Below are 24,482 nucleotides of genomic sequence, written 5' to 3' on the forward strand. Positions count from 1 at the left end.
TAAAAAACACAATTATGGAAGCCGTTATTGTAGTAGCAATTATTTTTGGAACAATTTTAGGGATAGTGTATTTGTGCATATCAGCACGGAACAAAGAACGTTTATCACTGATAGAAAAAGGAGCAGATGCCTCCATATTCTATTCACCTCACAAAAGAAGTGTTCCAATTTGGAAAATAATTCTAGTGAACTTATCACTAGTGTTAATTGGAATTGGACTCGGTGTTTTTATGGCTGGAATCATGGACAGGATATTAAATATTGATCGCTCCATTGCCTACCCTGGCAGTATATTTCTCATCTCTGGAATTGGATTACTAACAGGATTCAATATCTCTAAGAAATTAAAGGATTGATGCTAAGCCACAACCACTCTTATTAAGACAAATCAATGGGAAGAAAGTTCAAATTCAATGGATGGATAACTCCTTTGAATTTGAACTTTATAAGCCCATTTGAAATTTTCTCTACAGGTATTTTGTATTTTCGTTGTTTGTAAATTTTCAACAAGTACATTAAACAATGGAGACACATTCGATTTCAAATAAATATCTAAAACTTACCACTATAGATTATGGAGCAACCGTCCATCAATTAATTTTCAAGGATCAAAATGGAAATGATATCAATGTGGTTCAAAGCTATAAGGACTTAGATAGCTATATCCATAATGCACCATACCTAGGCGCCTCTGTTGGACGCTATGCTGGACGTCTTAATCCAAATGGCTTTTCTATAAATGGGCAGCACTATGCTCTTTATACCGATAATCAGGCACACTTGCATGGAGGAAGAGAAGGCTTTTCTTTTAAAACCTGGAAACTTGAAGAAATTACTCAAGGAGAAAACCCTCATATCACATACTCCTATTTTAGCGAAGATATGGAGGAAGGCTATCCTGGAGCCTTAGAGGTTTTTTGCACATACACTTTAAAGGATAACCAGCTGTTAATCTCTTATACGGCTAAATCTGACAAAGACACCGTGGTTAATCTAACCAATCATAATTACTACAATTTAAACGGTAATGGTAGTATCATGGATCATGAGCTGCGTTTACATGCCGATAGAATATTAGAGAAAAGCCTAACAGCAGTTCCCTCCGGAAGTTTTAAGGAGGTCAAGCAGACTCATTACGATTTTAGGGCCACTACCATTATTAAAAAGCAATTAGAGATTGCCGGAATTGATGATACTTATGTCGTAAATCAGAATAAGCCTCTAGCTGTATTGTATGCACCGAAAACTGGAATACAGATGAAAATAAGCTCCAATCAACCTGCAGTAGTGATTTATACCCCGCCTACATTGGATGAGCAGTTACTACTCAATCAACCGGTTTCTGAGTATCCAGCCATATGTTTTGAAACTCAAAATTTCCCTGATGCACCAAATCACGCTCAATTTCCTTCTGCGTTACTAAAAAGTGGTGATTTGTATTCTAACGAAAGTGTTTTTGAATTCAGCATCAAATAATAAAAAAATAGTCTTTAAGTAATAATAAACAAAACCTTATGCGTTAGATTACCATAAGGTTTTGTTTATTATATTATGTTGACTTTTAAACTTTGGTTAAACCATTAAATTTAAAGTAACGTCTATATTTTCCGAAGTTGCTCTGGAATAAGGACATACTTCATGAGCCTCATTGATGAGCTTCTCTCCCATGTCATCATCCACCCCTGGCAAGGTAACGTCGAGTGTCACTTCTAAAAGAAACCCTCCTAGATCTGGGTGTTTTCCAATACCAACGGTTGCTTGAACTTGGAAGTCATCACTGAGTTCAACATTGTTCTCCTTAGCGACAAATTGCAGTGCGCTGCCAAAACAAGCGGAATAACCCGCAGCAAACAATTGTTCTGGATTGGTAAATTCCCCGCCCTTTCCACCTAGGCCCTTAGGGAGTTCCAGTTTCATATCGATGATCCCGTCATCGCTTTTCACGTGTCCAGCTCTACCACCAGTTGTCGTGGCTACTGCTTGATATAATGCCTTCATTTTTAAATTGTATTTGATTATTTCATGTAAGTTACCTTTATTCCTTCAAAATGTATGCTATTAAATATTAAATTTGTAATAAATATTTGCTTTGGCAACAAACAATTCACAGGATTCATTTAAAGACAATACACCAGAAAAACCCTTAACCTCAAGGACAAAATCATCGGTGGTAGCACAATTTAAGTCCAGGCGAAAATCTGAATTTGATGTGGATGCATTATGTGATTCTCTTTTAGCCGGAAATATTACTGCCCTTAGTAAAGCCATTACCCTGATCGAAAGTACCAAAGCAGAACATCGGCCGTTGGCTCATCAGGTATTGCAAAAGTGTCTACCTTACAGCAATAAATCTGTTAGGATTGGGATCACAGGAGTGCCTGGTGTTGGAAAAAGCAGCTTTATTGAAGCCTTAGGATGTTTAATGGCAAGTAAAACTAATAAGGTTGCGGTCTTGGCTGTTGACCCAAGTAGCTCCATATCAATGGGTAGTGTTTTAGGAGATAAAACTCGAATGCAAGAATTGTCTAAACATCCAGATGTTTATATTCGCCCATCAGCTGCAGGAAGTACCCTGGGAGGTGTTGCTCGAAAAACACGGGAAACCATTCTGCTTTGTGAAGCATTCGGATTCCAAACCATCATTATTGAAACCGTAGGTGTGGGACAAAGTGAAACTGTAGTACATAGCATGGTTGACTTTTTCCTAGTCCTAAAACTCTCTGGAGCCGGAGATGAACTACAAGGTATCAAAAGAGGTATCATAGAACTTGCGGATTCTATTGTCATCAACAAGGCTGATGGTGATAACTTGCAAAGGGCAAAAATTGCCAAGGCTGATTTCAGTAGAGCCTTGAAACTTTACCCGCCCAAAGAAATGGGTTGGAGACCTAAAGTATTACTTACCTCGGCTATAGAAAACAAAGGCATTGTAGAGGTGCGGGATTTAATTGATTATTACATCAAAAGTTCAAAAGAAAACTCGAATTTTGAACAAAAGCGCCAGCAACAAAATAAATTTTGGCTATTTCAGTCGATTGACGAGCATTTAAAGGATAGTTTTTATCAGAGACCTGAGATCCAGGCCGAATTACAGGCACAATTAAAGGCTGTTGAAGATCATAAAATCACACCTTTTGCAGCTGCACAATATTTAATTTCATTACTTTTGCGCGACACTAAACCGCTTAAATAGGTATCAATAATGGTATCTTTTAAGAATGACAACTACAGTTCAATATGGATTTTGAGTTTACGATTATCGTTCCAGTATACAACGAACAAGACAACCTGGAGCGTATAGAATCGACATTTGCAACGTATTTTGAAACCACAGCGCTTTCTACTAAAGTATTATTTGTCAATGATGGTTCAAAAGATAATAGCCAGAAAATCATAGAAGAGATCTGTAATAGATCTCCTCGTTTTGGATTTATTTCATTTAAAGAAAACAAGGGTTTAAGCGCAGCCATAAAAGCAGGATTTGATACCGTGGAAACACCTCTTTTGGGTTATATAGATGCTGACTTACAAACCAATCCGGAAGATTTTAATAAATTATTGGAGTATAGGGATGAGTTCCATCTTATTACTGGAGTTAGATCAGATCGAAAAGATTCGTTTTTCAAAAACCTAATGTCAAAGGTCGCCAATGGCATACGCCGCTCTTTCACACATGATGGTATGGAAGATACAGGTTGTCCTTTAAAAGTAATACACACTGATTACGCCAAAAGAATTCCAATGTTTAAAGGCCTGCATCGGTTTTTACCAGCAATGATATTGCTTCAAGAAGGAAAGATTATCCAAGTACCAGTTCGCCATTACCCAAGAATAGCTGGTAAAGCTAATTTTGGATTGTGGAATCGTCTTGTCGGCCCATTTACTGATTGTTTCGCATACCTTTGGATGAAAAGAAAATATATTAACTATACCATTGTTAAGAAAGGATGATCAGTGATTGGATTATATATTCCATAGGTTTTTTGGCTCAAATCCTATTCTCTGCTCGTTTACTACATCAGTGGATAAGATCTGAGAAAGTCAAAAAAGTGAGCTCACCTCCGCTATTTTGGATACTGAGTTTAGTAGCCTCTTTTCTACTTTTTATTTACGGTTGGTTAAGAGATGACTTCGCAATTATGTTAGGGCAAACCCTAACATATTTTATATACATTAGAAACCTGCAATTACAAGGAAAGTGGCAGAGCTCTCCAAGATTACTACGTTGGTTTTTGATTGTGTTCCCCATCATCATAATTATTTACGGATACAATAATAACACCTACGATTTAAATGCTTTATTTAAAAACGAAAGTATCCCTTGGTGGTTATTAATTTTGGGGATCGTGGCTCAAGTAACATTTACATTTCGGTTTATATACCAATGGATTTATTCTGAGCGCAAGAAAGAATCCTATTTTCCTAAAGGATTTTGGTTGTTAAGTTTAGCCGGTGCCATATTGATTTTAACTTACGCCATTTTCCGTGAAGACCCTGTCCTATTTGTCGGACACTCCTTAGGGAGTATTATTTATATGAGAAACTTACTTATTCTAAAAAATCAAGATGCTTAAATTTATCGAAAAATATCCCGTATTGCTGATAGTTCTAGTATGCTTAGGAATCTTCTTCGCTAATTTAGATGTGATTTACGTCAATATTATGGAAGCTAGAAACTTCATCTCTGCTCGGGAAATGATCCAAAATGGCAACTGGCTATTGACGACACTAAACGAGGCTCCACGTTATGAGAAACCACCATTACCAACATGGCTGACCGCTATAAGCGCAATGCTATTTGGTGTTCATAATCTTGTTGCTCTACGATTACCTGCCGCCCTGATGACTCTTGTTTTAATAGTGACTTATTATAAACTTATATCGGAATTCTTCCAAAATAAAAAACTTTCACTTTACACCGCATTAATACTTGCTAGCTCTTTTTATATCATCTTCTCCGGTAGGAATGGACAATGGGATATATTCACTCACAGCTTTATGGTAATCAGTATTTACTTTTTATTTAAAATGCTATATACCCCAAGCAAGCAATGGCTTTATTCAGCATTAAGTGCTTTGTTTTTTGGATGTGCATTTTTAAGTAAAGGCCCTGTTTCCTTATATGCCTTATGGCTTCCATTTATTATTGCATTGGTGGTAAGTTATAAAAGCCAACTTCACAAAAGACAGCTAATCCCCTTTGTACTATTACTTATTGTAGGCTTAGGAGTTGGTCTTTCTTGGTATGTTTACGTCAGATATGAGGATCCAGCAAGTTTTTTAAAAATTGCAGAAGAAGAGACTGGAAACTGGACAAGTTATAACGTACGTCCTTTTTATTACTATTGGAGTTTCTTTACCCAAAGTGGTATTTGGACCATACCCTCGTTTATAGCACTTCTCTACCCTTATCTAAAAGATAAAGTAAGTGATAAAAAAGCCTATACCTTTTCATTTGTTTGGACCATTGCGGCCGTGGTACTTTTATCAGTGATCCCAGAGAAAAAATCGAGATACTTACTCCCGGTATTAATTCCTATGGCTTTTAATACAGCATTTTACATTGAATACCTTATCAATAACTTTAAAGGTTTAAAACGGAATGAAAAACTTCCGGTATATTTTAATTTTGGTCTCATTGCATTAATTGGAGTGCTGTTTCCCATTGGCGGCTATCTATTTTTGGAAGGTAAACTACAAGGTTTCTATGGCAACTTTATTCTTTGTGCCCTGATGTTGTTCTTAATTGGTTTATTTATTTTTATTTTCCTCAAAAAGCAGCAAATTAGAAATGTATTTCTACTTACTATTGCATTTACTTGGACCATATTAGCTGTCGGTTTTCCCCTGGCAAAAACTCTATATACCAACCCGGATTATAACAATATTGATACGCTAAAGACAGATGTTAAGTTGTATTCCTTCGGTGAAATTTCACCTGAGGCTGTGTGGCATTTAGGGCAATCCGCACCAGATGTTAACTTTGGAAAACAACTTGTGATTCCCAAAGAAGATAGATTTGGAATTTTAACCACCCCTGATAATACCTCTGAATTTAAACGTATATTTGCTGGTGAGTATCACATAGAGCAGTTAGACATCTTTGATTTAAATTATACGGCAAGCCCTGAAAAGTCAGGACATAAAGATCGTTTAATGACTAATTATTTTATTCTGGATAAAAAAACAAAGTAACCATGACTATCAACAAAACTGAAAAATTAGGATATTTATTCTTAGCGGTTGTTTTCGCTATAAGCCTTTATTTTGGATTTACAGATCCAGCCTTTTTCGACGATGTATTTGCTGCAGAAGATAACGCTGTAGAATGGATTACAGCGATTATGTTACTATGTATAAGCATCCTATGCTTTGCACGATTATTTACCATCTCTAAAGGTAAATCCATCACTTGGAAGTTAGGTGCTTTCGTATTTGCCATAATTTTCTTTTTTGGTGCGGGTGAAGAAATATCTTGGGGGCAGCGCCTTTTTAATATTGAATCCAGCGCCTTCTTTTTGGAGAATAATGCACAACAAGAAACCAACCTACACAACTTAGTTGTCAGCGGTAAAAAGGTGAACAAAATTGTTTTCAGTCAGCTGCTGATGGTGGCTATGGTGATATACTTAATTGTCATTCCAATCTTATATCGTAAGATGGACAGTATCAAAAAATTGATGCAAACCTTTGCAGTACCCGTTGTAAAATGGCATCAAACTGCTGCTTTTATAATATCAACTTTGATCGTTGCTGTGATACCTCCAAGTAGAAAATGGGAAGTCTATGAACTTGCATTCGGAGTTATATTCTTTTTAATATTCCTATTCCCTTTAAATGGATATATATTCAAAAAGGGGAACATTGAAAGGGGCAATAAGGAGTCATAGCTCTACTGTACCGTAGTGGCTAAGAACTTAAACGCAATCCACTTGTCCAATGATACCCTAAGGGATGTTAAGGTATTTATGCGTTTGAAGTGACACCTTCCATTGTGGATGTTCCATAACATAGTCTACAATCATCGGAATTACTTTATCACGTTTACTCCATTCAGGCTGTAGATATAATATACAATCATCATTGACCTTTGCGGCCTGCTCTTCTGCAAATTTTAGATCGTGTTGATTGAATACAATCACTTTTAATTCGTGTGCTTTATTATAGATCTCTTCAGTAGGAAGCTTTAGCTTTTTAGGAGATAAACAAATCCAATCCCACTGTCCTGTTAACGGGTAAGCCCCTGAGGTCTCTATATGTATTTTCAGCCCTCTCTTTTTCAATTCAGAGGTAATAAAAGTCATATCCCAGGTTAATGGTTCACCACCTGTAATAACGATAGTATCCGAATATTTAGCGGCATTATCTGCAATCTGCATGACATCCGTAGGCGGATGCGTCGCTGCGTTCCAGCTTTCCTTAACATCACACCAGTGACAACCTACATCACAACCACCTACTCGTATAAAGTAAGCGGCTGTACCTTTATGGAATCCCTCTCCTTGAATGGTGTAAAACTCTTCCATTAATGGAAGCATTTCCCCTGCATTTACCTTGGCTAATATCCCTTCTTCTATCATGTTGCAAAGATACGTTTTCCATTTTTAATTTGATACGGTCATTACACTACATTTTAGATCCTCTATTTGAATATTTAATTAAATTCCAAAGCACAACGCATAGAATTCTATAATATCCCTAAAAATCTCCAACCAAATTCGATCTAAAATCAAACTTGGATCAAGAGAGTATCTATTACAGAGTATAGTATAATGGCTTGCTTGGCAAACGGCTATAAAATATTAAAAATGTAAATTCTTTATTACTTAGAGTTTTTCAGCTATTTTAGTGTAAACTTATAAATACAATGGCTGAGAAAGACGATTTTTTCAATTCTATAGAAACCGGATACAAGACAAAAGGAGATTATATTACAATGGGTAGTGCCATGCTCAACGGAGAAACGCTTCCCAATGCACATGTAAAAATCCCACTCAAAACCTTAAACCGACATGGTCTAATCGCCGGGGCAACCGGAACAGGGAAAACTAAAACACTTCAGATAGTAGCAGAAAACCTTTCTGACAAAGGAATTCCAGTTCTATTGATGGACCTTAAGGGGGATTTAAGTGGCTTGGCTCAACCAGGGGAACAAAATGCTGGAATTGATGAGCGTCATGCCAAAATTGGTTTTCCATATCAGGCTAAAAAATTTCCTATAGAAATACTTACTCTTTCAGAACAAGAAGGAGTCCGACTTAGAGCTACCGTTTCGGAGTTTGGCCCTATACTGCTATCGCGTATTTTGGATTTAACAGATACACAGCAAGGAATCGTTGCAGTCATTTTCAAATACTGTGATGACAACCAACTCCCTTTATTGGATTTAAAAGACTTCAAAAAAATTCTTCAATACGCAACTAATGAAGGAAAAGACGAGTTTCAGGAATCCTATGGCAGAGTTTCAACAGCCTCTACCGGAGCAATCTTGCGCAAAATAATTCAACTGGAACAGCAAGGAGCTGATCTGTTTTTTGGAGAAACATCATTTGATGTGAATGATCTCACTAGAATTGACAAAGATGGCAAAGGAATCATAAACGTTATACGTCTAACCGATATTCAGGACAGACCAAAGCTATTCTCTACATTTATGATGAGTTTGTTGGCGGAAGTCTATGATACCTTCCCGGAACAAGGAGATAGTGATCGACCGGAACTTGTCCTTTTTATTGATGAGGCACATTTGATTTTTAATGAAGCAACTGACGCTTTGTTAGATCAAATCGAAAGTATTATCAAATTAATTCGTTCAAAAGGTATTGGGGTTTATTTTGTAACTCAAAATCCAACAGACATTCCAAATGCAGTACTTTCGCAGTTGGGTTTAAAAATCCAACATGCCCTTCGTGCCTTTACAGCCAAGGATAGAAAAGCCATAAAGTTGACAGCGGAGAATTACCCATTATCAGATTACTACGATACTGCTAAGGTGCTAACATCCTTAGGAATAGGTGAAGCACTAATCACTGCTCTGGATGAAAAAGGACGCCCCACACCCCTGGCAGCCACGATGTTACGCGCTCCAATGAGTAGAATGGATATTCTCAGTGATCAAGAACTAAAAGAACTATTAGCCAAATCACAACTGAGTTCAAAATACAATCAGACCGTTGATCGTGAAAGTGCTTATGAAATTTTAAATAAGAAAATTGAAATCTCGCAACACGAGGAAGTTCAACAGCAAGCTAGAGAAGAACAAAGCAAGCAAAGAAGGTCTTCCACAAGAAGTAGCACTCGAATGAACCCGGTGGTCAAGGTGCTTACCTCAGCGACTTTTATCAGAGGAGTTATGGGGATTTTAAAGAAAGTTATGCGTTAAAACTTAAGGTCTATAGAGGGACCTCACTAGGGTTTAGATCCTGGTGAGGCCCACTAATCTATTACCATCCTTATTACTGTTTGATAGAAAAAGTGTAAACAGAGATAGTGTGGTATTCCTCCCCTGGATTCAATTCAATCGATGGAAAATTAGGTTGGTTTGGTGCATCCGGGAAATGTTGAGTTTCCAATGCAAAAGCAGTTCTGAAACTATCCACTACTGCTGATTTAAATTGATTTTTACCCTCCATAAAATTTCCACTATAAAATTGTACACCTGGTTCTTGACTGGTAACATCCATTACTATTTTTGACTTATCACCAACAATGGTTGCAACATGATTCATCCCTGATTTTTGACTCCCGGAAAGGATAAAATTGTGATCATATCCGCTTCCATTTTTAAGTTGTATATTCTTGACCTCTATACGTTCCCCTATAGTATGCGGAGTCGTGAAATCAAATGGTGTGTTTTTAACTGCCCTTATTTCTCCGGTTGGAATGAGCGTTTGATCCACCGGAGTAAACTGTTCAGCATAGATTTGTACCCTGTGATCAAGTATACTTCCACTCCCCTCTCCATTTAAATTAAAAAAAGCATGATTGGTTAAATTGACCACGGTTGGCGCATCGGTCACCGCATTATATTCTATTCTTAGACTGTTGTTTTCTGTAACGCTATAGGTCACCTTGACATCTAAATTCCCTGGAAAACCCTGTTCTCCATCAAGAGAATGATAGCGTAATTCTAGTGTAGATGCATTTAATTTTTCAGCTTCCCAAACTTTATCTTGAAATCCGCTTTTACCGCCATGCAATGCATTAATTCCATTATTGGTTGGAATTTGATATGATTTACCGTTAAGGGTAAATTTCCCTTTTGCGATGCGATTTCCAACCCTACCAATAGTAGCTCCAAAATAGGGTTCGGTAGAAGATATAAACGCCTGAACATTATCCATTCCTACAACAACATCCGTCATTCTTCCATTTTTATCTGGAACCCATAAACCGATTATACGCCCACCATAATTTGTAAAGGCTACTTTTATATGCTTGTTTTGTATCCAGTATAATTTCACCTGTTTACCGTTTATTAAGGTATCGAAATCTTTAGAATTTAAAAGTGTAGAAATCGTATCTTTATTAATAATCTCTACCGTCTCTTTTGTTGAAGTTAGGTTTTTTTTATTGTCTTTTTTACAAGAAAAAGTGAGAAACCCTACCATTAAAGTCACTCCAATAAGTTTAAAGTATTTCATCAGTTACGATTTAGCTTTTTAATTAATTCTACTTCTTCTAAGCGATAAGGTGTCCCGTCTTCTCTAAAAACATCATGAAACCACAATTCAGGTTCTGCGCCGGATTTAATTGGAGTATCCCAAGCATAAATGGTATTGGTTTTCCCACGAACTAAGCCCCAATTAATGGCACCTACATGATGCTCTTTTAACATCGCTAGTGTATTTGTAAAAGTACTGTTTCTTGTTCGCGCCATATACTCGGTACAAATCATCGGCCTTCCGCTAGCCTCAAGGAGCTGAACTACTCTCAAGTGCCACTCTGGGGCCTCGTAATCATGATAGGTAATTATATCGGAATTTGCCAACTGAAATCTGTTTAGTTCAATCTCATCCCACTTCCATAGTCCAACACTCAAAGGCTGTGATGGGTTAATTTCTCTGGCCCACGTAAATATTTGGGTTAGCAGAGCTAAGGAAGACGTGCTCTTGCCATTATTCCCTGGCTCATTATAAAGATCCCATAATAATATACGTTCATCTTCTTTAAAGCTTGATAAGATATCCTTGACGTAAACTTCTAAGGCAGCAAATGTGGAAGGATTTTTAGATGCTGGATATCCGGGATCTTGAACCCAACCTGAATTGTGAGTTCCTGGTTTTGGCTTTGGTTGTTTTCCTATTTTAGGATTGGCGTCCCAAACATCGTCAAAAAATACAAATATGGTCTTGATGCCATGGCTATCTGCAATCTTAAGATAATGATGAATTCTTTTTTTAAATCCGTTGGGATCCGATTTATAGGCTAAGCTATGCAAGTAAACTCGCATGGTATTAAAACCAATGCCCTGAGCATAACTTAGTTCCCTGTCGATAGTTTTAGGATCAAAAGTTTTCTCTTGCCACATTTCCAATTGATTTATCGCGGTGCTTGGTATGAAATTTGCACCACTGATCCACTGATGGGATTCATACCACTTTGTGGCCTTTTCAACAGACCATTTATTTTCTTTCAAGATGACCTGCTGAGCCATTATTGAATTACTAAAGCCTAGTAAAACAACGAGTAAACATAATTTTTTCATGAAGTCGTATTCTTTAATTAATTAAAAATATTAGCGCACTATCGGGAAAGCTATAATACGCAGTTTTGTAAATCCTACCGGAACCAAACTAACGTTATCTATATTTTTGGATACCTCTCCTTTATAAAACCCTTCCCTGCCGGTAACTGGCAAATAAGCCAGACCGTTAATGGCCTTCCAGTCTGGAATTTGCTTGGCTTGAATTTTAATTTCCAGAGGAGCATTTGCCAAATTCCATACAAAATCCTCCGCCACAGGAGAAATCGTAAGCTTAGTATGTTTGTTGAGTTGTGGCAGCTGTTGTTGCAACAAGCCATAATTCCATGGACTATCAGTATGTACTGTAAAATACTTTCCTTCTTGCTTATGGGTATCTTGATCCCAAATTTCATTGAGTTTTAAGCCGTATACCAAAGGCCCCCGTTCCACAGCTCTAGAGTTTTCTGCCCACTCCGTTGCTTTGATTTCCATAGGGAAATTCAATACAACTTGGTCACCATCCTTCCATACTCTGTCAAGATGCACCAATCTTTGATCAACATTAAATTCGACAGGAGTTCCATTAACGGTAATAGCTGCTGAATCACACCATACGGGAATTCTAAAATCCATAGTAAACCTAGAGGATTGTTCCATAAAAACTTCAAAACGAATCTCATCTTCAAAAGGATAATTCGTATGTTCTTCAATGGTTACAGGCAAATCGTTTATTGTAGTCAATAGCGTGTTAGGTCCATAAACTAGTGCCGCAAGCCCCCCGGTTTGAGTTTTATACCATAAATGTTGGGCATATTTTGTCCATCCTTGATGCATATTGGCATAACAACAACTATACCCACTTTTTGCTCCTAAAACATTATTCATTTGATGATTAAAAGGCAGTGTAAAGGCAAACACTCCCCTGTCTATGACAATCTGATTAGCCATTTGAAAGTATTGCTTCGCGTTAAAATCATCCGTGGTCTGTGTCGGTAAGGCGTTAAAAGTCATCCGCTCCAAGGCATCCATATAAAATGGATCTCCGCTGATCCCTATGAGCTCTTCCATGGAAAACATAGTTTCCACTATGGCGCAGAGCTCTGTGCCTTGAATTGGTGCATTACCATGTAAATCCTCATCTGCGGAAAAGATTCCATTGGGTAGACCATGCAAAAGCATAAGATCCTTAAACCCCGTCTTTGCTGTTTTTAGATAACTACTGTCTCCAGTCCTTTGAAAATTAATCCCAGGTTCCTTAATCGCCATGGCAACATTTACGCCATGACGACGCATCCAATTTTCGCCATTTGGATGTGAAGCGGCATCAATCACCCAATCACGATTTCCTAACCAATTACTCCAATCAAAAGATTGGTCTTTAATTTTCTGTGACAGTTTAAGCAATTGGTCATCTCCCGTAATAGTGTACAACCATTGTACAACGCGCATATTCTCTACCCCTCTAGAGGCCGCCCACTCTGTCCACTTCCCTATTGGACACCTATCCAAAGTCGCAAGCTGATAATCAAAGTAGCGTTGCATAAACGGTAACACTCGTTTGTCTTGGGTTGCAGTATAATATTGTTGGATGACCTTTAACATTAACATTCTCGGCCACCAGTCGGCACCCTGCTCACAATGTTCCACATCCACCTGCAGACCACTCTCTCTTTCCCAATTGGTGATTGGGCCAAAATAGCCGGAGGGTCTTTGATTCTCGATACTCCAATCGATATATTTTTGGACTTTCTCTTTAAGAACTTCATCATCCAAAAGATAGGCTAAGGGTACAGCTCCATCAAGCCAATACGGTGTCTCTTCCCATGCGTCTCCTTGTCCACCTAACCAGCCATTATCAATTCTAATCTTGTCGTAAACCTCATCCAAATGTCCTGTGGAATGATCACGCATAATTTCTAATTGGTTCCCTAGCCAACCCTTAGGTTGGATTTCTCCTAGAGGTACCTCTTTATATATTCTCTCCGTAAACGGAGTGTCAATAATGGGGTTTTTATCTGATTTTGGTGGCTCTTGACTACAGGAGTAACATAAAAGGACAACATTTAAATAAAGAATAGCCTTTAACTGCGTTTTAGAAATATTCATCGGGATGGTGTGTTTAAAATAGTAGACTGAGATACCGCTTCACCTACAACCGGAAATCCGTTTTCATCCCAGTGTAAGGGTTGCATTCGGGGAGAGCGAAAACCTCCACAGCCCTGGCCGGGCTCAGAATTTGCATGATATAGAATCCAATCTTCTTTTCCATCAGGAGATTTGAAAAATGAATTATGTCCTGTACCATAAACTTGGTTTTTTATAGATTGAGTCAATAGTGGCTTTTTATGTTTTTTCCAATGTAAAGGATTTAATAAATCATCTTCAGCTGTAAATTCTAACACTCCAAGATTATACTGATCTGTCCAACAGCCACTGGCAGAGAATACAATAAATATGCGTCCTTGGTGCTGCAAAAATTGGGGGCCCTCATTGACAAACACCTCAGAAGGGTTATTTGCATCATTTAATTTACCATTACGTTCCCACTGATACGTTGGAGAAGCAATTTTATATCGTTTACCTTTGAGTTCCGTAGGGCTCTTCATCCTAGCGATATAAATATTTTGCATTCCATTTGTATCCCCCTCCCAACCTGACCAAACCATAAAATACTGTTCTTTAAATTGAAAAACGTTACCATCAATTGCCCATTTATCTGAGGGTGTTGTTAGTTTGGTTTTAAATTCCCAATGGTCAGAAAAAGGATTTGAATCACTATTTTCAATAACATACATGCGGTGGTTTTTGTTATTCCCGTCATCGGCTGCGAAGTAGATATACCACTTGCCTTCCAGATAATGAATCTCCGGAGCCCAAATATTTTTTGAGTACATCCCGTTTTTTGGAGGGGTCCATATGGTTCTATGCTCAGCTGTTGCGAGCAAGGACAACTCTTTTGTTTTCCAAAGATCAATTCGATTACCTCGAGTATGCGTATAATAATAATAACCATCAACAAAAACACTATATGGGTCTGCTCCGGAGGGAAGTATTGGATTGGTAAAAGTCTGAGCCTTAACCTGCATTAAAGTAGTGCAGATATACACTAATAAGAATACATTACCTCTGTTTGTAAATAGGGTGTACTTCATCGTTTGGTAACTTAAGCTATGTCATTTTTCAAAATTTGCCTTAAAATAGACAATAGCAATTTATGAATATCTAAAAATAAAACGTTACTATAACGCTTCGATAACTCTCTTCAAATTAGATCATTTCTGATTAAAATTTGACGGGTGTTCGTGTCAATTATTCGTAATAATTATCCAAACTTTGAAATCTGTCCGTATTTTTATGGATACTGAACCAAATTGATTAGCACTGAAACAAAATGTATAAGGAATATTAGTATTTTTTACCAAAATTAAAAAACCTTGAAAACAAAATTACTCATAGCCGTTACATTTGCATTAAGCTACCTCGGTTTTACTCAAGAATATTATCTAAAACATTATCAGGTTGACAAGGGCTTATCGCATAACTCCGTGATCACTTCGATTCAAGATACTAATGGATTTCTGTGGTTTGGAACCAAAAACGGATTGAACCGATTCGATGGTTATACTTTTAAACTATACCATAATGACCCGATGGACACCACAAGTATCGGGAGTAATTATATTCAAGCTATTATTCAAGATAAACAAGCCCTATGGGTTGGAACTGATAATGGACTGTACCATTTTGACCAGGTTCGAGAAACTTTCACCCTCATGGATATTACCCTAAACAAATCGATTCGGGATATCGAAACAGATCATAATGGGAATTTATGGTTTATTGCAGGTGGAACATTATACAGCTATAATAGCGTACAAAATAAGTATACCGTTTTTGATACTGCAGATTTTTTTCAAGCTGTCAGTATTACAAAAGACGAAAATGGAGATCTATGGGTTGCCTCATTTAATCAGATCTATAAATATCAGCCAAATTCACATTCATTTACCCCTATGAATATTCAGGCCGTGGACGATGGATTTCCTTTTGTCATTTCTACCATATTTTCATTGAATCAGCATAAAATTCTACTAGGAACGCAAAACCATGGAGTGCTATCCTTTAATAGTGCTAATGGTGAACAAAAACAACTACTCACTAAAGAAAAAGCGCCAATTTATGTCCGTAATTTTGCTCTCAAAGGCGCTCATGAACTTTGGATCGCATCGGAAAACGGAGTCTATGTTTACAATCTACAAACAGGGCAATACGACCACCTCCAAAAGCAATATTCAAACCATTATTCCCTTTCTGACAATGCGGTGTATACAATTACCGTGGATAACGAACAAGGAGTTTGGATGGGCACCTACTTTAGGGGCATAAATTACTACCCAAAACAATATACTCCCTTTAAGAAATACGTCCCAAAATTCAACGTGAACTCTATTAGTGGTAACATTGTTAGAGAATTAGCTAAAGATCAAAATGGCAATCTTTGGATAGGTACGGAAGATGCAGGTCTAAACAAGCTAAACCTAAAAACCGGAGAAATCACCAATTTTAACCCATTAAAAAACAAATCCTGTGAATTATCCTATCATAATATTCATGGACTACTTCCCGATGGTGAACAGTTGTGGGTGGGTACATTTGAACATGGTCTAGATGTCATTGATATCAATAGTGGCAAACTGATCAAACATTTTGGAACAGGTAACAATGGTGGTTTAAATAGTAATTTTGTATTTGACATACACAAAAATATCGATGGTGATATCCTTGCTGTAACAACAGACGGTATTCAAATGTACAACAAGGAAAAAGATCAATTCGTTCCATATCCTAAGGTAGCGGATCACCTCTTCTACAATTCAGTTTTAGAGTTAACCAAAGAACAATTTTGGGTTGGAAGTTACCGAAATGGGGTGTTTTATTACAATACCGCCAAAAATGAGAAGCACAATTTTAAATACGATAGTAAGGATCCACAGAGCATAAGTAGTAATGCGATCAATGACATCTTTAAGGATAGCAAAGGGCGTATTTGGATAACTACTGAAAATGGACTGAATTTATACAGACCAGAGAGCAATGATTTCAAGCGGTTTAATTTAAAAAACGCTTTCCCCTGCAATGTGGTATATTCTATCTTAGAGGATGAAAAAGGGAACTTATGGATTAGTTCCTCCAATGGATTAATTCGATTTAATCCAAGCACACTAAAAACAAAGGTCTTTACTCAGGCCAACGGATTATCCACGGATCAATTTAACTACAAGTCTGCTTACAAAGATACCAACGGTACGATGTACTTTGGTTGCGTCGATGGAATGATCTCCTTCAATCCAAATGACTTTGTGAATAACATTTACACACCGCCTTTAGTTCTTACCGAGTTAAAAATGAATAATAAAACCGTAGAGGTAAGTCAAAAAAACAGCCCTTTAAGTACCTCCATTTCCTATTCGGATCAGCTAAAGATGGATTATAAACAGTCGTCATTTAGTATTTCATTTGCTGCACTAAGCTATTATGCTCCTCAAATGACCACCTATTGGTACAAGCTTGAAGGATTAGGCGACACTTGGTTAGAACTCAGCAATAGTCAAACAGCTTATTTTACCAAACTAGCTCCTGGAGATTATACATTAAAATACAAGGCGCTTAACAACAATGGAACCTGGAGCTACGGTAAAGATCTGAAAATTAAAATCACACCTCCCTATTGGGCAAGCACCACGGCTTATATTCTTTATTTCATAGTTGGTGCTGCACTACTCTTTTTTAGTATCAGGAATTACCACAGGCAAACCGCTGAGAAGAACCGTCAAAAAATTCGACAGCTCAACAATAAAAAAGAAAAAGAAGTATATCAGGCCAAAATAGAATTCTTTACCAATGTGGCACACGAAATCAGGACACCACTTACCTTGATTAAAAGTCCTTTGGAAAAGATATTAAAATCTAATGATCAATCGAATTTAATAAAGGAGAACCTGGCTATCATGTCTAAAAACACCTCCAGACTACTGGATCTTGTTAATCAGCTCCTTGATTTCAGAAGAACAGAAATTGAAGAAATAAAACTAAGCTTTGTAAAGACTGATTTAATACCCTTATTAAATCATACCCTCTCACGATTCTCACAGGCCATTCAAGAGCGATCCCTGGAGGTTTGCCTGCAGCATCCAAAAGAGGAACTCTATGCGAATATCGATGCAGAGGCGTTTAAAAAAATTATGAGTAATTTGATCAATAATGCCATCAAATATGCTCATAAAAACATCAGTATAACACTTAAAAATAATCAGGAAAACTTCCAGCTTATAATAAAAAATGATGGAGACCTCATCCCTGTACAATTAAAAGATAAGATCTTTGAGCCCTTTTATAGGCTACCTGAAGCTGAGCACAAAACAGGAACAGGCATTGGATTATCCCTGGCGCATTCGTTAACCGAACTTCATAAAGGTACTCTTGAATTGAGCTTTTCGGATCCAGCTATGAATTGCTTTATTCTTGAGATTCCGTTATATCAAGAAACCGTATTTACATTATACCACAATGAGGAAAAGGAAATTATTCCGGATATAAAAAGTGAACCAAATAAAACAGAGACCGGTACAGATCCAACCGTTCAAAGTACACAAGTTTTACTAGTAGAAGATAATGTAGACCTACTGGACTTCATTGCAAAGGACTTAAGTGAAAGTTACAACGTCCTAACTGCTACTTCTGCTGAATATGCTTTAGAGATCTTAGAATCAGAAAAAATAGGAGTGGTCATTAGTGATGTAATGATGCCTGGGATCAGTGGTTTTGAATTATGTAAACACATTAAAACAACCCTTAAAACCAGTCACATTCCGGTGATTATGCTAACATCCAAAACTGCGATAACGGCAAAAGTAGAAGGATTAGAATCCGGGGCAGATGCCTATATTGAAAAGCCTTTTTCAATGGAATACCTCCATGTCCAGGTTAAAAATTTACTAGAAAATCGCAAGCATATCATGAAACATTATTCCAGTTCTCCTCTGGCTCATATACGAAGTATAGCACACTCTAAAACCGATGAGAATTTTATAAAAACACTGGATAATGTAATTGATCAAAATATATCAGACCATCACTTAAGTGTAGAGATATTGGCTGAGATCATGCATATGAGCCGCTCTACCCTATATCGAAAAATAAAGGATATTTCAGATCTTAGTCCCAATGAACTTATCAATATCACAAGATTGAAAAAAGCAGCAGAACTACTCTCTACCGGGGATTATAAAATCTATGAGGTATCCGAAATGGTTGGTTATAATTCTCAAACTAGTTTTGGAAGAAACTTTCAAAAACAATTTCACATGACTCCAACGGAATATCTCAATACAAAGGTGAGTTAAGCAACATAGTATTGCGTTTACTTCTGATAATTGCAAGGCGAACTACTCCCTCTAAATTATAGATTATAGAGGGAGAATTTCGCGATTTTTAGTTAAAAAAGGGACTTGCAAAGCAAATCCCTTTCTTTTTAAGTAAACCAAAAAAAGTGTGTTAATTATCAGGATTCCATTGCTCCTTTAAAATTTTCATGAAATGGCCACCAATAACGCTACGAGCCTGGAACCCTCGCTGATCGCCACTAGATGTGAAATACCAATCACTTAAGGGAACACGATCTTTAGTATCAAGAGCGAATTTATAAACAGGCATGCTCAGTTTTTCAAATGTACTATCAGTATCACCTAAGGTGGCAGTCCATATTATCCAATCAGATTTTGTATAATCCGCCCTACTGTCTAATGGCAGCCCGTAAGTGTTTTGTTTTCCAAGATAAAAGTCAATTTCTTTATCGTACACAGATTTCGGAAAAACATTAAATCGCATCACCTTATCCCAAACAAGATTGTATTTCTGGCTCCAGGTATTCATGTCATCAAATGTCAATGCATAATGATCACCGGCATCGGCCAATTCTTGCCATTTTACAGCCATATCCTCGGCCATAGTAATGTACTTTTCAGCCACATCTTTTTTACCCAATTTTTCAGCCATATAACCATAACTCCTAATGGCTACAATTGCTTTAACGGAAAGATTTGCATTTCTTGCAAGATGTCCTGCAAAGTCATCGGTGCACAATTGGTTTCCTGGATCAAATCCATTATTTGCCAAATACTCAGCCCAAGTTGTCAATGTTTCCCAGTGTTTTTGAGCATAGGAAGCGTCATTTTCTGCCATAGTAATAGCCGCTGTAGAAATAATCATATTTCCAGATTCCTCTACAGGCATGGGCTCACCATAGACCTGTCCATTGGCAATAGGATAAGTTCCTAAATCGTGTGCGGCGAAAGGTTCTGAATGTTTTCCGCTCTCCGAGTAATAAAATATGCCATTGAGCATCCCTTTAAGTAGCTCAGGATTATAAAGTAAATAAAGTGGCGATGAAGGATAGGTCAAATCAACGGTATTGATACATCCATTACTAAAGTTCTCTTTGGATAAAAATAAAAGTTCACCCTGTGGACTTTGTACAAGTTTATGTGCAGCTATGCTCTGTCGATAACTAATCTCGCAAAGGTTCGCATAACCAACACCTCCTGCAGCCTCGGCTTTATTGTATAACGCTTTATCAAAGGCTTCACACCTGCTAATTACATCTTGGTAAGAAAGCATAGCTTTATCCAGTTCCCTTTCAATACTATTGGTATTATCTTTATTCCACCATGGTCGGAGATTTTCGTTGAAATATTGTATAGAATACAAATCATCATAAGCCAATAGCACGGTGTGGTTCACTGCTTGCTCCCCTACTATTTCTTCTGGAAAAATAGTATTAAGCATGAGCTCTTTTCCTTTTTCAATAGAGGTACCTATGGTTCCTTTAACAAAATTTTCTTTTGCCTGGGTATAGGAGCTTACGTATTGATTTACCTGAGCAACTTTTGGCACCGCTACATACATATACCCCCAATCAATTCTCAGGTTATCTCCTTTTTTTTCTAAAATGGGTTGTTGTGTTGTACCCGCTTTGAGAAAATTGAGCTCTTGGGTGCTGCCACTGTTAGCCTCCATGAGTTGACTAGGTACATTGGAGGCAATCGCAGAACTGGCACCAAAGTACAATTGTACTTTGTGAGCCTCCCCATCAGTGGACTTCGTTTGCATAGAAACATAAGAAACCGGTCTGGCTAAAAGATCCAAATCATCTAATAACAGCGGTGAGGTAAAACTCAAATCAAGCTCCACATTACCACATTCAAGTGTGTAGCTGGTTTGTGTTGCTGTAAAATTTAATGCCGTTTGTTTAGCTAATTTTACAGCGGTGGTTGGTTTTAATTTATCGACAATCCCAGCATCCAGCTGTTGACCTCCACCAGTGTTTTTGATATGAATTGCCAAAATATTGCCTGATTCTTTTAGGCTTTTTACGGCTTGTTCAGATATTTTATAGTATTGATATTCATTATTCCAGCATTCACAGCTGTATATTTCTATCCCATTGATATATACTACCACATTGTCATCATGACGCATTTTTAAGAAAAGTTCATTAAAATTCAATCGATTTACATCAAATTGACGTCTTAGCCACAAATCATTAGTCGTCCATGATGTTTTGGCATCACTTGCGTCACCATATGGTGCTTTAGAAATTTCCCATTTTGAGTCATCAAAGTTAGAAGTTTCCCAACCATCTGAGGGCTGCTCCAATACGATTTTTGCATTATAAGTTTTATCTTCTGCTGTTGGAAGAATCTCATCATAAATTGGAACTTCGCCTCCTAAAAACCGATAGAGCTGCCCGTCAACCTTCACTAAACCAATTAAAGATTGGTTTATTCCGGTCCAGTGAGTGGTTGGGGTGTCATTAATTTGATCTGAAAACGACCAAATACTGAAGTATGGATCGTGAGTTATCAATGGATATGCAGGAGCCTGACGCTGTTCATTAAGCGATGGCGTTGGTGACTGACTAATTTCTTTTTTTTCTGCACTGTTGCATGCACTTAATACATACAAAACAACCAATGCCAAACAAGATTTTTTTAACATGAAACTACGTTTAAATTTGATTATATTAAAAAGAAGTGCTCGCCAATTACAGCAAGCACTCTCAGCTAACAATTAACAAACAACAACTATGAACTTATTTATAGTGTGCATTAATATCATTAAAAATTGATCTTTTCTACTCTTGAATATATCATATCTTCAATCCCGGAAATTTTTACTCCAATTCTAGCAAACACATAAGGTTTTGAAATCAAATGTTCGGGAAGCTCTACCGTCATATTAAGACTGTTTAAATCACTAATATCGGCATCTGCTCGTGCATCATTAAAATTCCCATTATCTGATACAAATTGAGTTTCGTTGACATACATGGTAACTCTTTCAACAGCTTTGGCATCTGCATCAGTTATGATTTGTTCTAGTGAACAGCTTCCACCAATACTATTTGTTGTCTTTTGAAAACTAGTGTTTCTTACCATAAAATAAGGTGAAACTTCAATGGCCATTTGTTGATCGCCTTTTAAATCAAAGGAGATTGTATCCAATTGTTGGTCGTTGACACTATTAGTTCTAAATGGCCCCTGTCCTTTGACAAAGACTAATTTGTAATGGCCATTAAACAAGCGTGCACTAAAAGAACCATCTTGATCTAATCGCACTCCCAATGGCGTTAATTTTCCGAAACCAGATTGCCACAATTGAAATTCCACTTCATTATTTCCCAAATAAATGGAATCACCCTGATAACCTACATGGCCTGTCAACAAGGTGTCCGGCTCATCAAAATTGTCTATTTCGTTACAAGAATGCAGTAATGCTGCAATTCCAAGTAAAGCTATGCTGTATCTTATATTAAAATTCATCGTTTCTAATTTTTGTTGGTTACTGATTAGGATTTCTAGTGATTTTTGGATTATTATTAATCACATCATCTCCGATTTTAGAATAATAATTACCAAATCTAAATCGATCAGCTGCAGTAACCCTACTTGGTTTTACAATTTTAAATAGAAATTTTCCATTGTCAACACTACCTGGATCATAAACTTTGTATGGCCAGAGTCCATAGGGTTGGGTTTTGCGCTTAAGAGCATTGCCAATATTTTCTGTAAAATCATCGGCAGAAATATTAACACCGTCTAGCACTTTATGAGCAATTCTCCAGCGTTTCATATCAAAGAAGAAATGGCCTTCAAAGGCAAGTTCGACATAGCGTTCATGTACAATCCTGTCAAAGGTAACATCTCCTGCAGTTAGAGGTGTCAAAAGTCCCGCCCTGTTCCTTACTTGGTTCAAGTAGTTCGCCGCCAAATCGTTCTGAGAAAGTTCGAACGCAGCTTCCGCAGCATTCAATAATACTTCTGCATAACGGTAGCGTATCTGCCAAATGTCACTTTGAACTCCCCTTTGTCCAGATGCGGCCTTTGGATCTTGAAATTTCCGAATATAAAATCCAGTCTGAGCAGTAAATTCCAATCCATCAATTGGTCCATCAAAACCAACTACCTGAACTGTACCCATATCTCCAACTTCTTTTTGCTGCCCTCTAGAATCTCCACTGATAATCGAACCATCTCCCAGTTGATAACCGGCCCAGATATCTACTTCTCTTCCTTTAAAAGACGAGCCTGGTAATATTACACTACCCGCAAGGCGTGCATCTCTGTTTTCAAAAATATCACCTATGTTATCGTAATAGATAGGGGCTCCTGAGGCATCTGTGGTTGGTAAAGGTTTAAATTCCCCTGCCAAGGTTTCGAAGGATTGTACAAAATTAAGAGATGGATTGGTACGACCGCCTTCTTCTTCTTCAGCACCATATCGTGGCTGGTTGGATATGGTAAACCCATGAACCTTCCCACTCTGAAGTTTGTAATCTTCAACAAAAATGACTTCATTATTACCGATCTTATCATAGAAGATACTTGCAAAATTATCGGCCAAGTCTGGTTTTTTCTCATACAATGAATAATTACCCGCCTCACCGTCAATGATCTCTTGAGCCGCTGTTAAGGCCTTATGATAGTATGCATTTGCCTTGGAAGAGGCAATACCTACTTCTCCTGCAGGAAGTGACACCTGAGGCGTAGTAGCACCATATTTGGCTATTGAAGCCGCATACAATGCTGCACGGCTCTCCATTGCAAGTACCGCTGCCTTAGTAGCTCGAGATTTGGTTTCTACATCTGAAGGAAGCAAATCCTTTATAGCCTCAGCCTCACTAATTACAAAATCATATATCCCGGCTTCTGTTTCTCTTGGGTGTCTTAAATAGGTAGCATCTCCACTAAAATCATATTCCTCTGCCTCTAGTATAAGAGGTACTCCTCCCATACGTTTAACCAATTCAAAATAGTAAGAAGCTCTTAAAAATCTAGCTTCAGCCAAAAATCGCTGCTTATCCTGGTCGCTTAGTTGTGTTGCGGCCTCGCAACGCTCTATAAATAAATTGATATCACGTACATAACCATAATCCCAAGTTCCCCAATCACCGTAACCATAATCGCTATTTTGGAATGATCCATAACGTCCTTGTTCAGACCAAAATGCAATATTAAACTGAGACATAGATGACCAATCCTGTATCCATGCGAAATCATAATAACGATCATATAAATCCGCAATCACAGAGAGTACAACCTGAGGATCTGAAAAAACCTGTTCCTCGGTTAATATATCTGTGGGGGTTCGATTTAGATAATCTTCATCTTTAGCACAACTCACAAACAATAAAGTTGTGGTAATTGCTACTATAATATACTTTTTCATCGTTGTTAGT

Annotated in this window: 18 protein-coding genes; 9 read left to right on the forward strand and 9 right to left on the reverse strand. The window is 37.5% G+C overall.

Annotated features, from left to right (window positions below; genetic code table 11):
- The first annotated feature begins 14 nt into the window (after window positions 1–14).
- The gene (locus tag ACN0TV_RS05720) at window positions 15–356 is read left to right on the forward strand and encodes a DUF6249 domain-containing protein (RefSeq protein WP_417360996.1); all 342 of its coding nucleotides are present in this window, start codon (window positions 15–17) and stop codon (window positions 354–356) included.
- A 166-nt stretch (window positions 357–522) separates the two neighbouring features.
- Entirely contained in the window at window positions 523–1,476 is a 954-nt protein-coding gene (locus ACN0TV_RS05725; RefSeq protein WP_417360998.1) for an aldose epimerase family protein, read from the forward strand.
- A gap of 96 nt (window positions 1,477–1,572) precedes the next feature.
- On the opposite strand, the gene ACN0TV_RS05730 is transcribed toward ACN0TV_RS05725, so the two are convergent.
- On the reverse strand, window positions 1,573–1,998 hold the full coding sequence (locus tag ACN0TV_RS05730) for an organic hydroperoxide resistance protein (protein ID WP_417361000.1): 426 nt from the start codon (window positions 1,996–1,998) through the stop codon (window positions 1,573–1,575).
- A gap of 91 nt (window positions 1,999–2,089) precedes the next feature.
- On the opposite strand from ACN0TV_RS05730, the gene meaB reads away from it, so the two are divergent.
- The 5 genes from meaB to ACN0TV_RS05755 are packed head-to-tail and all read left to right on the forward strand — an operon-like array spanning window position 2,090 to window position 6,890.
- A complete protein-coding gene (gene meaB / locus ACN0TV_RS05735; protein ID WP_417361002.1) occupies window positions 2,090–3,193 on the forward strand; it encodes a methylmalonyl Co-A mutase-associated GTPase MeaB in 1,104 nt (367 codons plus the stop codon).
- Window positions 3,194–3,237: 44 nt separating this feature from the next.
- Window positions 3,238–3,951 (forward strand): glycosyltransferase family 2 protein, encoded by a 714-nt coding sequence (locus tag ACN0TV_RS05740; protein WP_417361004.1) that lies wholly within the window; start codon window positions 3,238–3,240, stop codon window positions 3,949–3,951.
- Window positions 3,951–4,574, forward strand: coding sequence for a lipid-A-disaccharide synthase N-terminal domain-containing protein (locus ACN0TV_RS05745; protein WP_417361558.1), 624 nt, complete (start codon window positions 3,951–3,953; stop codon window positions 4,572–4,574). The genes ACN0TV_RS05740 and ACN0TV_RS05745 overlap by 1 nt, the downstream gene beginning before the upstream one ends.
- A complete protein-coding gene (locus tag ACN0TV_RS05750) occupies window positions 4,567–6,195 on the forward strand; it encodes an ArnT family glycosyltransferase (RefSeq protein WP_417361006.1) in 1,629 nt (542 codons plus the stop codon). The genes ACN0TV_RS05745 and ACN0TV_RS05750 overlap by 8 nt, the downstream gene beginning before the upstream one ends.
- 2 nt (window positions 6,196–6,197) lie before the next feature.
- A complete protein-coding gene (locus tag ACN0TV_RS05755) occupies window positions 6,198–6,890 on the forward strand; it encodes a hypothetical protein (protein ID WP_417361008.1) in 693 nt (230 codons plus the stop codon).
- 57 nt (window positions 6,891–6,947) lie between these two features.
- Here ACN0TV_RS05755 and ACN0TV_RS05760 read toward each other — a convergent pair whose 3' ends face one another.
- Complete coding sequence (locus ACN0TV_RS05760; RefSeq protein WP_417361010.1) at window positions 6,948–7,580, reverse strand: 7-carboxy-7-deazaguanine synthase QueE; 633 nt, start codon at window positions 7,578–7,580, stop codon at window positions 6,948–6,950.
- A 287-nt stretch (window positions 7,581–7,867) separates the two neighbouring features.
- Here ACN0TV_RS05760 and ACN0TV_RS05765 point away from each other — a divergent pair, with 287 nt between their 5' ends.
- The gene (locus tag ACN0TV_RS05765; protein ID WP_417361012.1) at window positions 7,868–9,382 is read left to right on the forward strand and encodes a helicase HerA-like domain-containing protein; all 1,515 of its coding nucleotides are present in this window, start codon (window positions 7,868–7,870) and stop codon (window positions 9,380–9,382) included.
- A 73-nt stretch (window positions 9,383–9,455) separates the two neighbouring features.
- Here ACN0TV_RS05765 and ACN0TV_RS05770 read toward each other — a convergent pair whose 3' ends face one another.
- From ACN0TV_RS05770 to ACN0TV_RS05785, 4 genes are read right to left on the reverse strand one after another with little or no spacing between them, the layout of a single operon-like run.
- Window positions 9,456–10,643 (reverse strand): aldose epimerase family protein, encoded by a 1,188-nt coding sequence (locus ACN0TV_RS05770; RefSeq protein WP_417361014.1) that lies wholly within the window; start codon window positions 10,641–10,643, stop codon window positions 9,456–9,458.
- Window positions 10,643–11,707, reverse strand: coding sequence for a cellulase family glycosylhydrolase (locus tag ACN0TV_RS05775; protein ID WP_417361016.1), 1,065 nt, complete (start codon window positions 11,705–11,707; stop codon window positions 10,643–10,645). The genes ACN0TV_RS05770 and ACN0TV_RS05775 overlap by 1 nt, the downstream gene beginning before the upstream one ends.
- A gap of 30 nt (window positions 11,708–11,737) precedes the next feature.
- Window positions 11,738–13,792: a beta-L-arabinofuranosidase domain-containing protein gene (locus ACN0TV_RS05780; RefSeq protein WP_417361018.1), complete on the reverse strand. Its 2,055-nt coding sequence runs from the start codon at window positions 13,790–13,792 to the stop codon at window positions 11,738–11,740.
- Window positions 13,789–14,838, reverse strand: a complete 1,050-nt coding sequence (locus ACN0TV_RS05785) for a family 43 glycosylhydrolase (protein WP_417361020.1) — start codon at window positions 14,836–14,838, stop codon at window positions 13,789–13,791. Before ACN0TV_RS05785 ends, ACN0TV_RS05780 begins: the two co-directional genes overlap by 4 nt.
- 282 nt (window positions 14,839–15,120) lie before the next feature.
- Between ACN0TV_RS05785 and ACN0TV_RS05790 the strand changes: the two genes are divergently transcribed.
- The gene (locus ACN0TV_RS05790) at window positions 15,121–19,089 is read left to right on the forward strand and encodes a hybrid sensor histidine kinase/response regulator transcription factor (RefSeq protein WP_417361022.1); all 3,969 of its coding nucleotides are present in this window, start codon (window positions 15,121–15,123) and stop codon (window positions 19,087–19,089) included.
- 151 nt (window positions 19,090–19,240) lie between these two features.
- Here ACN0TV_RS05790 and ACN0TV_RS05795 read toward each other — a convergent pair whose 3' ends face one another.
- The 3 genes from ACN0TV_RS05795 to ACN0TV_RS05805 form a co-directional block, all read right to left on the reverse strand.
- Window positions 19,241–21,742, reverse strand: coding sequence for a glutaminase domain-containing protein (locus ACN0TV_RS05795; protein WP_417361024.1), 2,502 nt, complete (start codon window positions 21,740–21,742; stop codon window positions 19,241–19,243).
- Between the two features lie 119 nt (window positions 21,743–21,861).
- Window positions 21,862–22,566, reverse strand: coding sequence for a DUF3823 domain-containing protein (locus ACN0TV_RS05800; protein ID WP_417361026.1), 705 nt, complete (start codon window positions 22,564–22,566; stop codon window positions 21,862–21,864).
- Window positions 22,567–22,585: 19 nt separating this feature from the next.
- Entirely contained in the window at window positions 22,586–24,472 is a 1,887-nt protein-coding gene (locus tag ACN0TV_RS05805; RefSeq protein WP_417361028.1) for a RagB/SusD family nutrient uptake outer membrane protein, read from the reverse strand.
- Between the last annotated feature and the right edge of the window lie 10 nt (window positions 24,473–24,482).

Source organism: Galbibacter sp. (assembly GCF_048266365.1).
Taxonomy (GTDB): Bacteria; Bacteroidota; Bacteroidia; order Flavobacteriales; family Flavobacteriaceae; genus Galbibacter.

Coding starts and splice junctions, on each gene's coding strand:
- ACN0TV_RS05720 (WP_417360996.1), top strand. CDS start 15: ATGGAAGCCGTTATTGTAGTAGCAATTATTTTTGGAACAATTTTAGGG.
- ACN0TV_RS05725 (WP_417360998.1), top strand. CDS start 523: ATGGAGACACATTCGATTTCAAATAAATATCTAAAACTTACCACTATA.
- ACN0TV_RS05730 (WP_417361000.1), bottom strand. CDS start 1,998: ATGAAGGCATTATATCAAGCAGTAGCCACGACAACTGGTGGTAGAGCT.
- ACN0TV_RS05740 (WP_417361004.1), top strand. CDS start 3,238: ATGGATTTTGAGTTTACGATTATCGTTCCAGTATACAACGAACAAGAC.
- ACN0TV_RS05750 (WP_417361006.1), top strand. CDS start 4,567: ATGCTTAAATTTATCGAAAAATATCCCGTATTGCTGATAGTTCTAGTA.
- ACN0TV_RS05755 (WP_417361008.1), top strand. CDS start 6,198: ATGACTATCAACAAAACTGAAAAATTAGGATATTTATTCTTAGCGGTT.
- ACN0TV_RS05760 (WP_417361010.1), bottom strand. CDS start 7,580: ATGATAGAAGAAGGGATATTAGCCAAGGTAAATGCAGGGGAAATGCTT.
- ACN0TV_RS05765 (WP_417361012.1), top strand. CDS start 7,868: ATGGCTGAGAAAGACGATTTTTTCAATTCTATAGAAACCGGATACAAG.
- ACN0TV_RS05770 (WP_417361014.1), bottom strand. CDS start 10,643: ATGAAATACTTTAAACTTATTGGAGTGACTTTAATGGTAGGGTTTCTC.
- ACN0TV_RS05775 (WP_417361016.1), bottom strand. CDS start 11,707: ATGAAAAAATTATGTTTACTCGTTGTTTTACTAGGCTTTAGTAATTCA.
- ACN0TV_RS05780 (WP_417361018.1), bottom strand. CDS start 13,792: ATGAATATTTCTAAAACGCAGTTAAAGGCTATTCTTTATTTAAATGTT.
- ACN0TV_RS05785 (WP_417361020.1), bottom strand. CDS start 14,838: ATGAAGTACACCCTATTTACAAACAGAGGTAATGTATTCTTATTAGTG.
- ACN0TV_RS05795 (WP_417361024.1), bottom strand. CDS start 21,742: ATGTTAAAAAAATCTTGTTTGGCATTGGTTGTTTTGTATGTATTAAGT.
- ACN0TV_RS05800 (WP_417361026.1), bottom strand. CDS start 22,566: ATGAATTTTAATATAAGATACAGCATAGCTTTACTTGGAATTGCAGCA.
- ACN0TV_RS05805 (WP_417361028.1), bottom strand. CDS start 24,472: ATGAAAAAGTATATTATAGTAGCAATTACCACAACTTTATTGTTTGTG.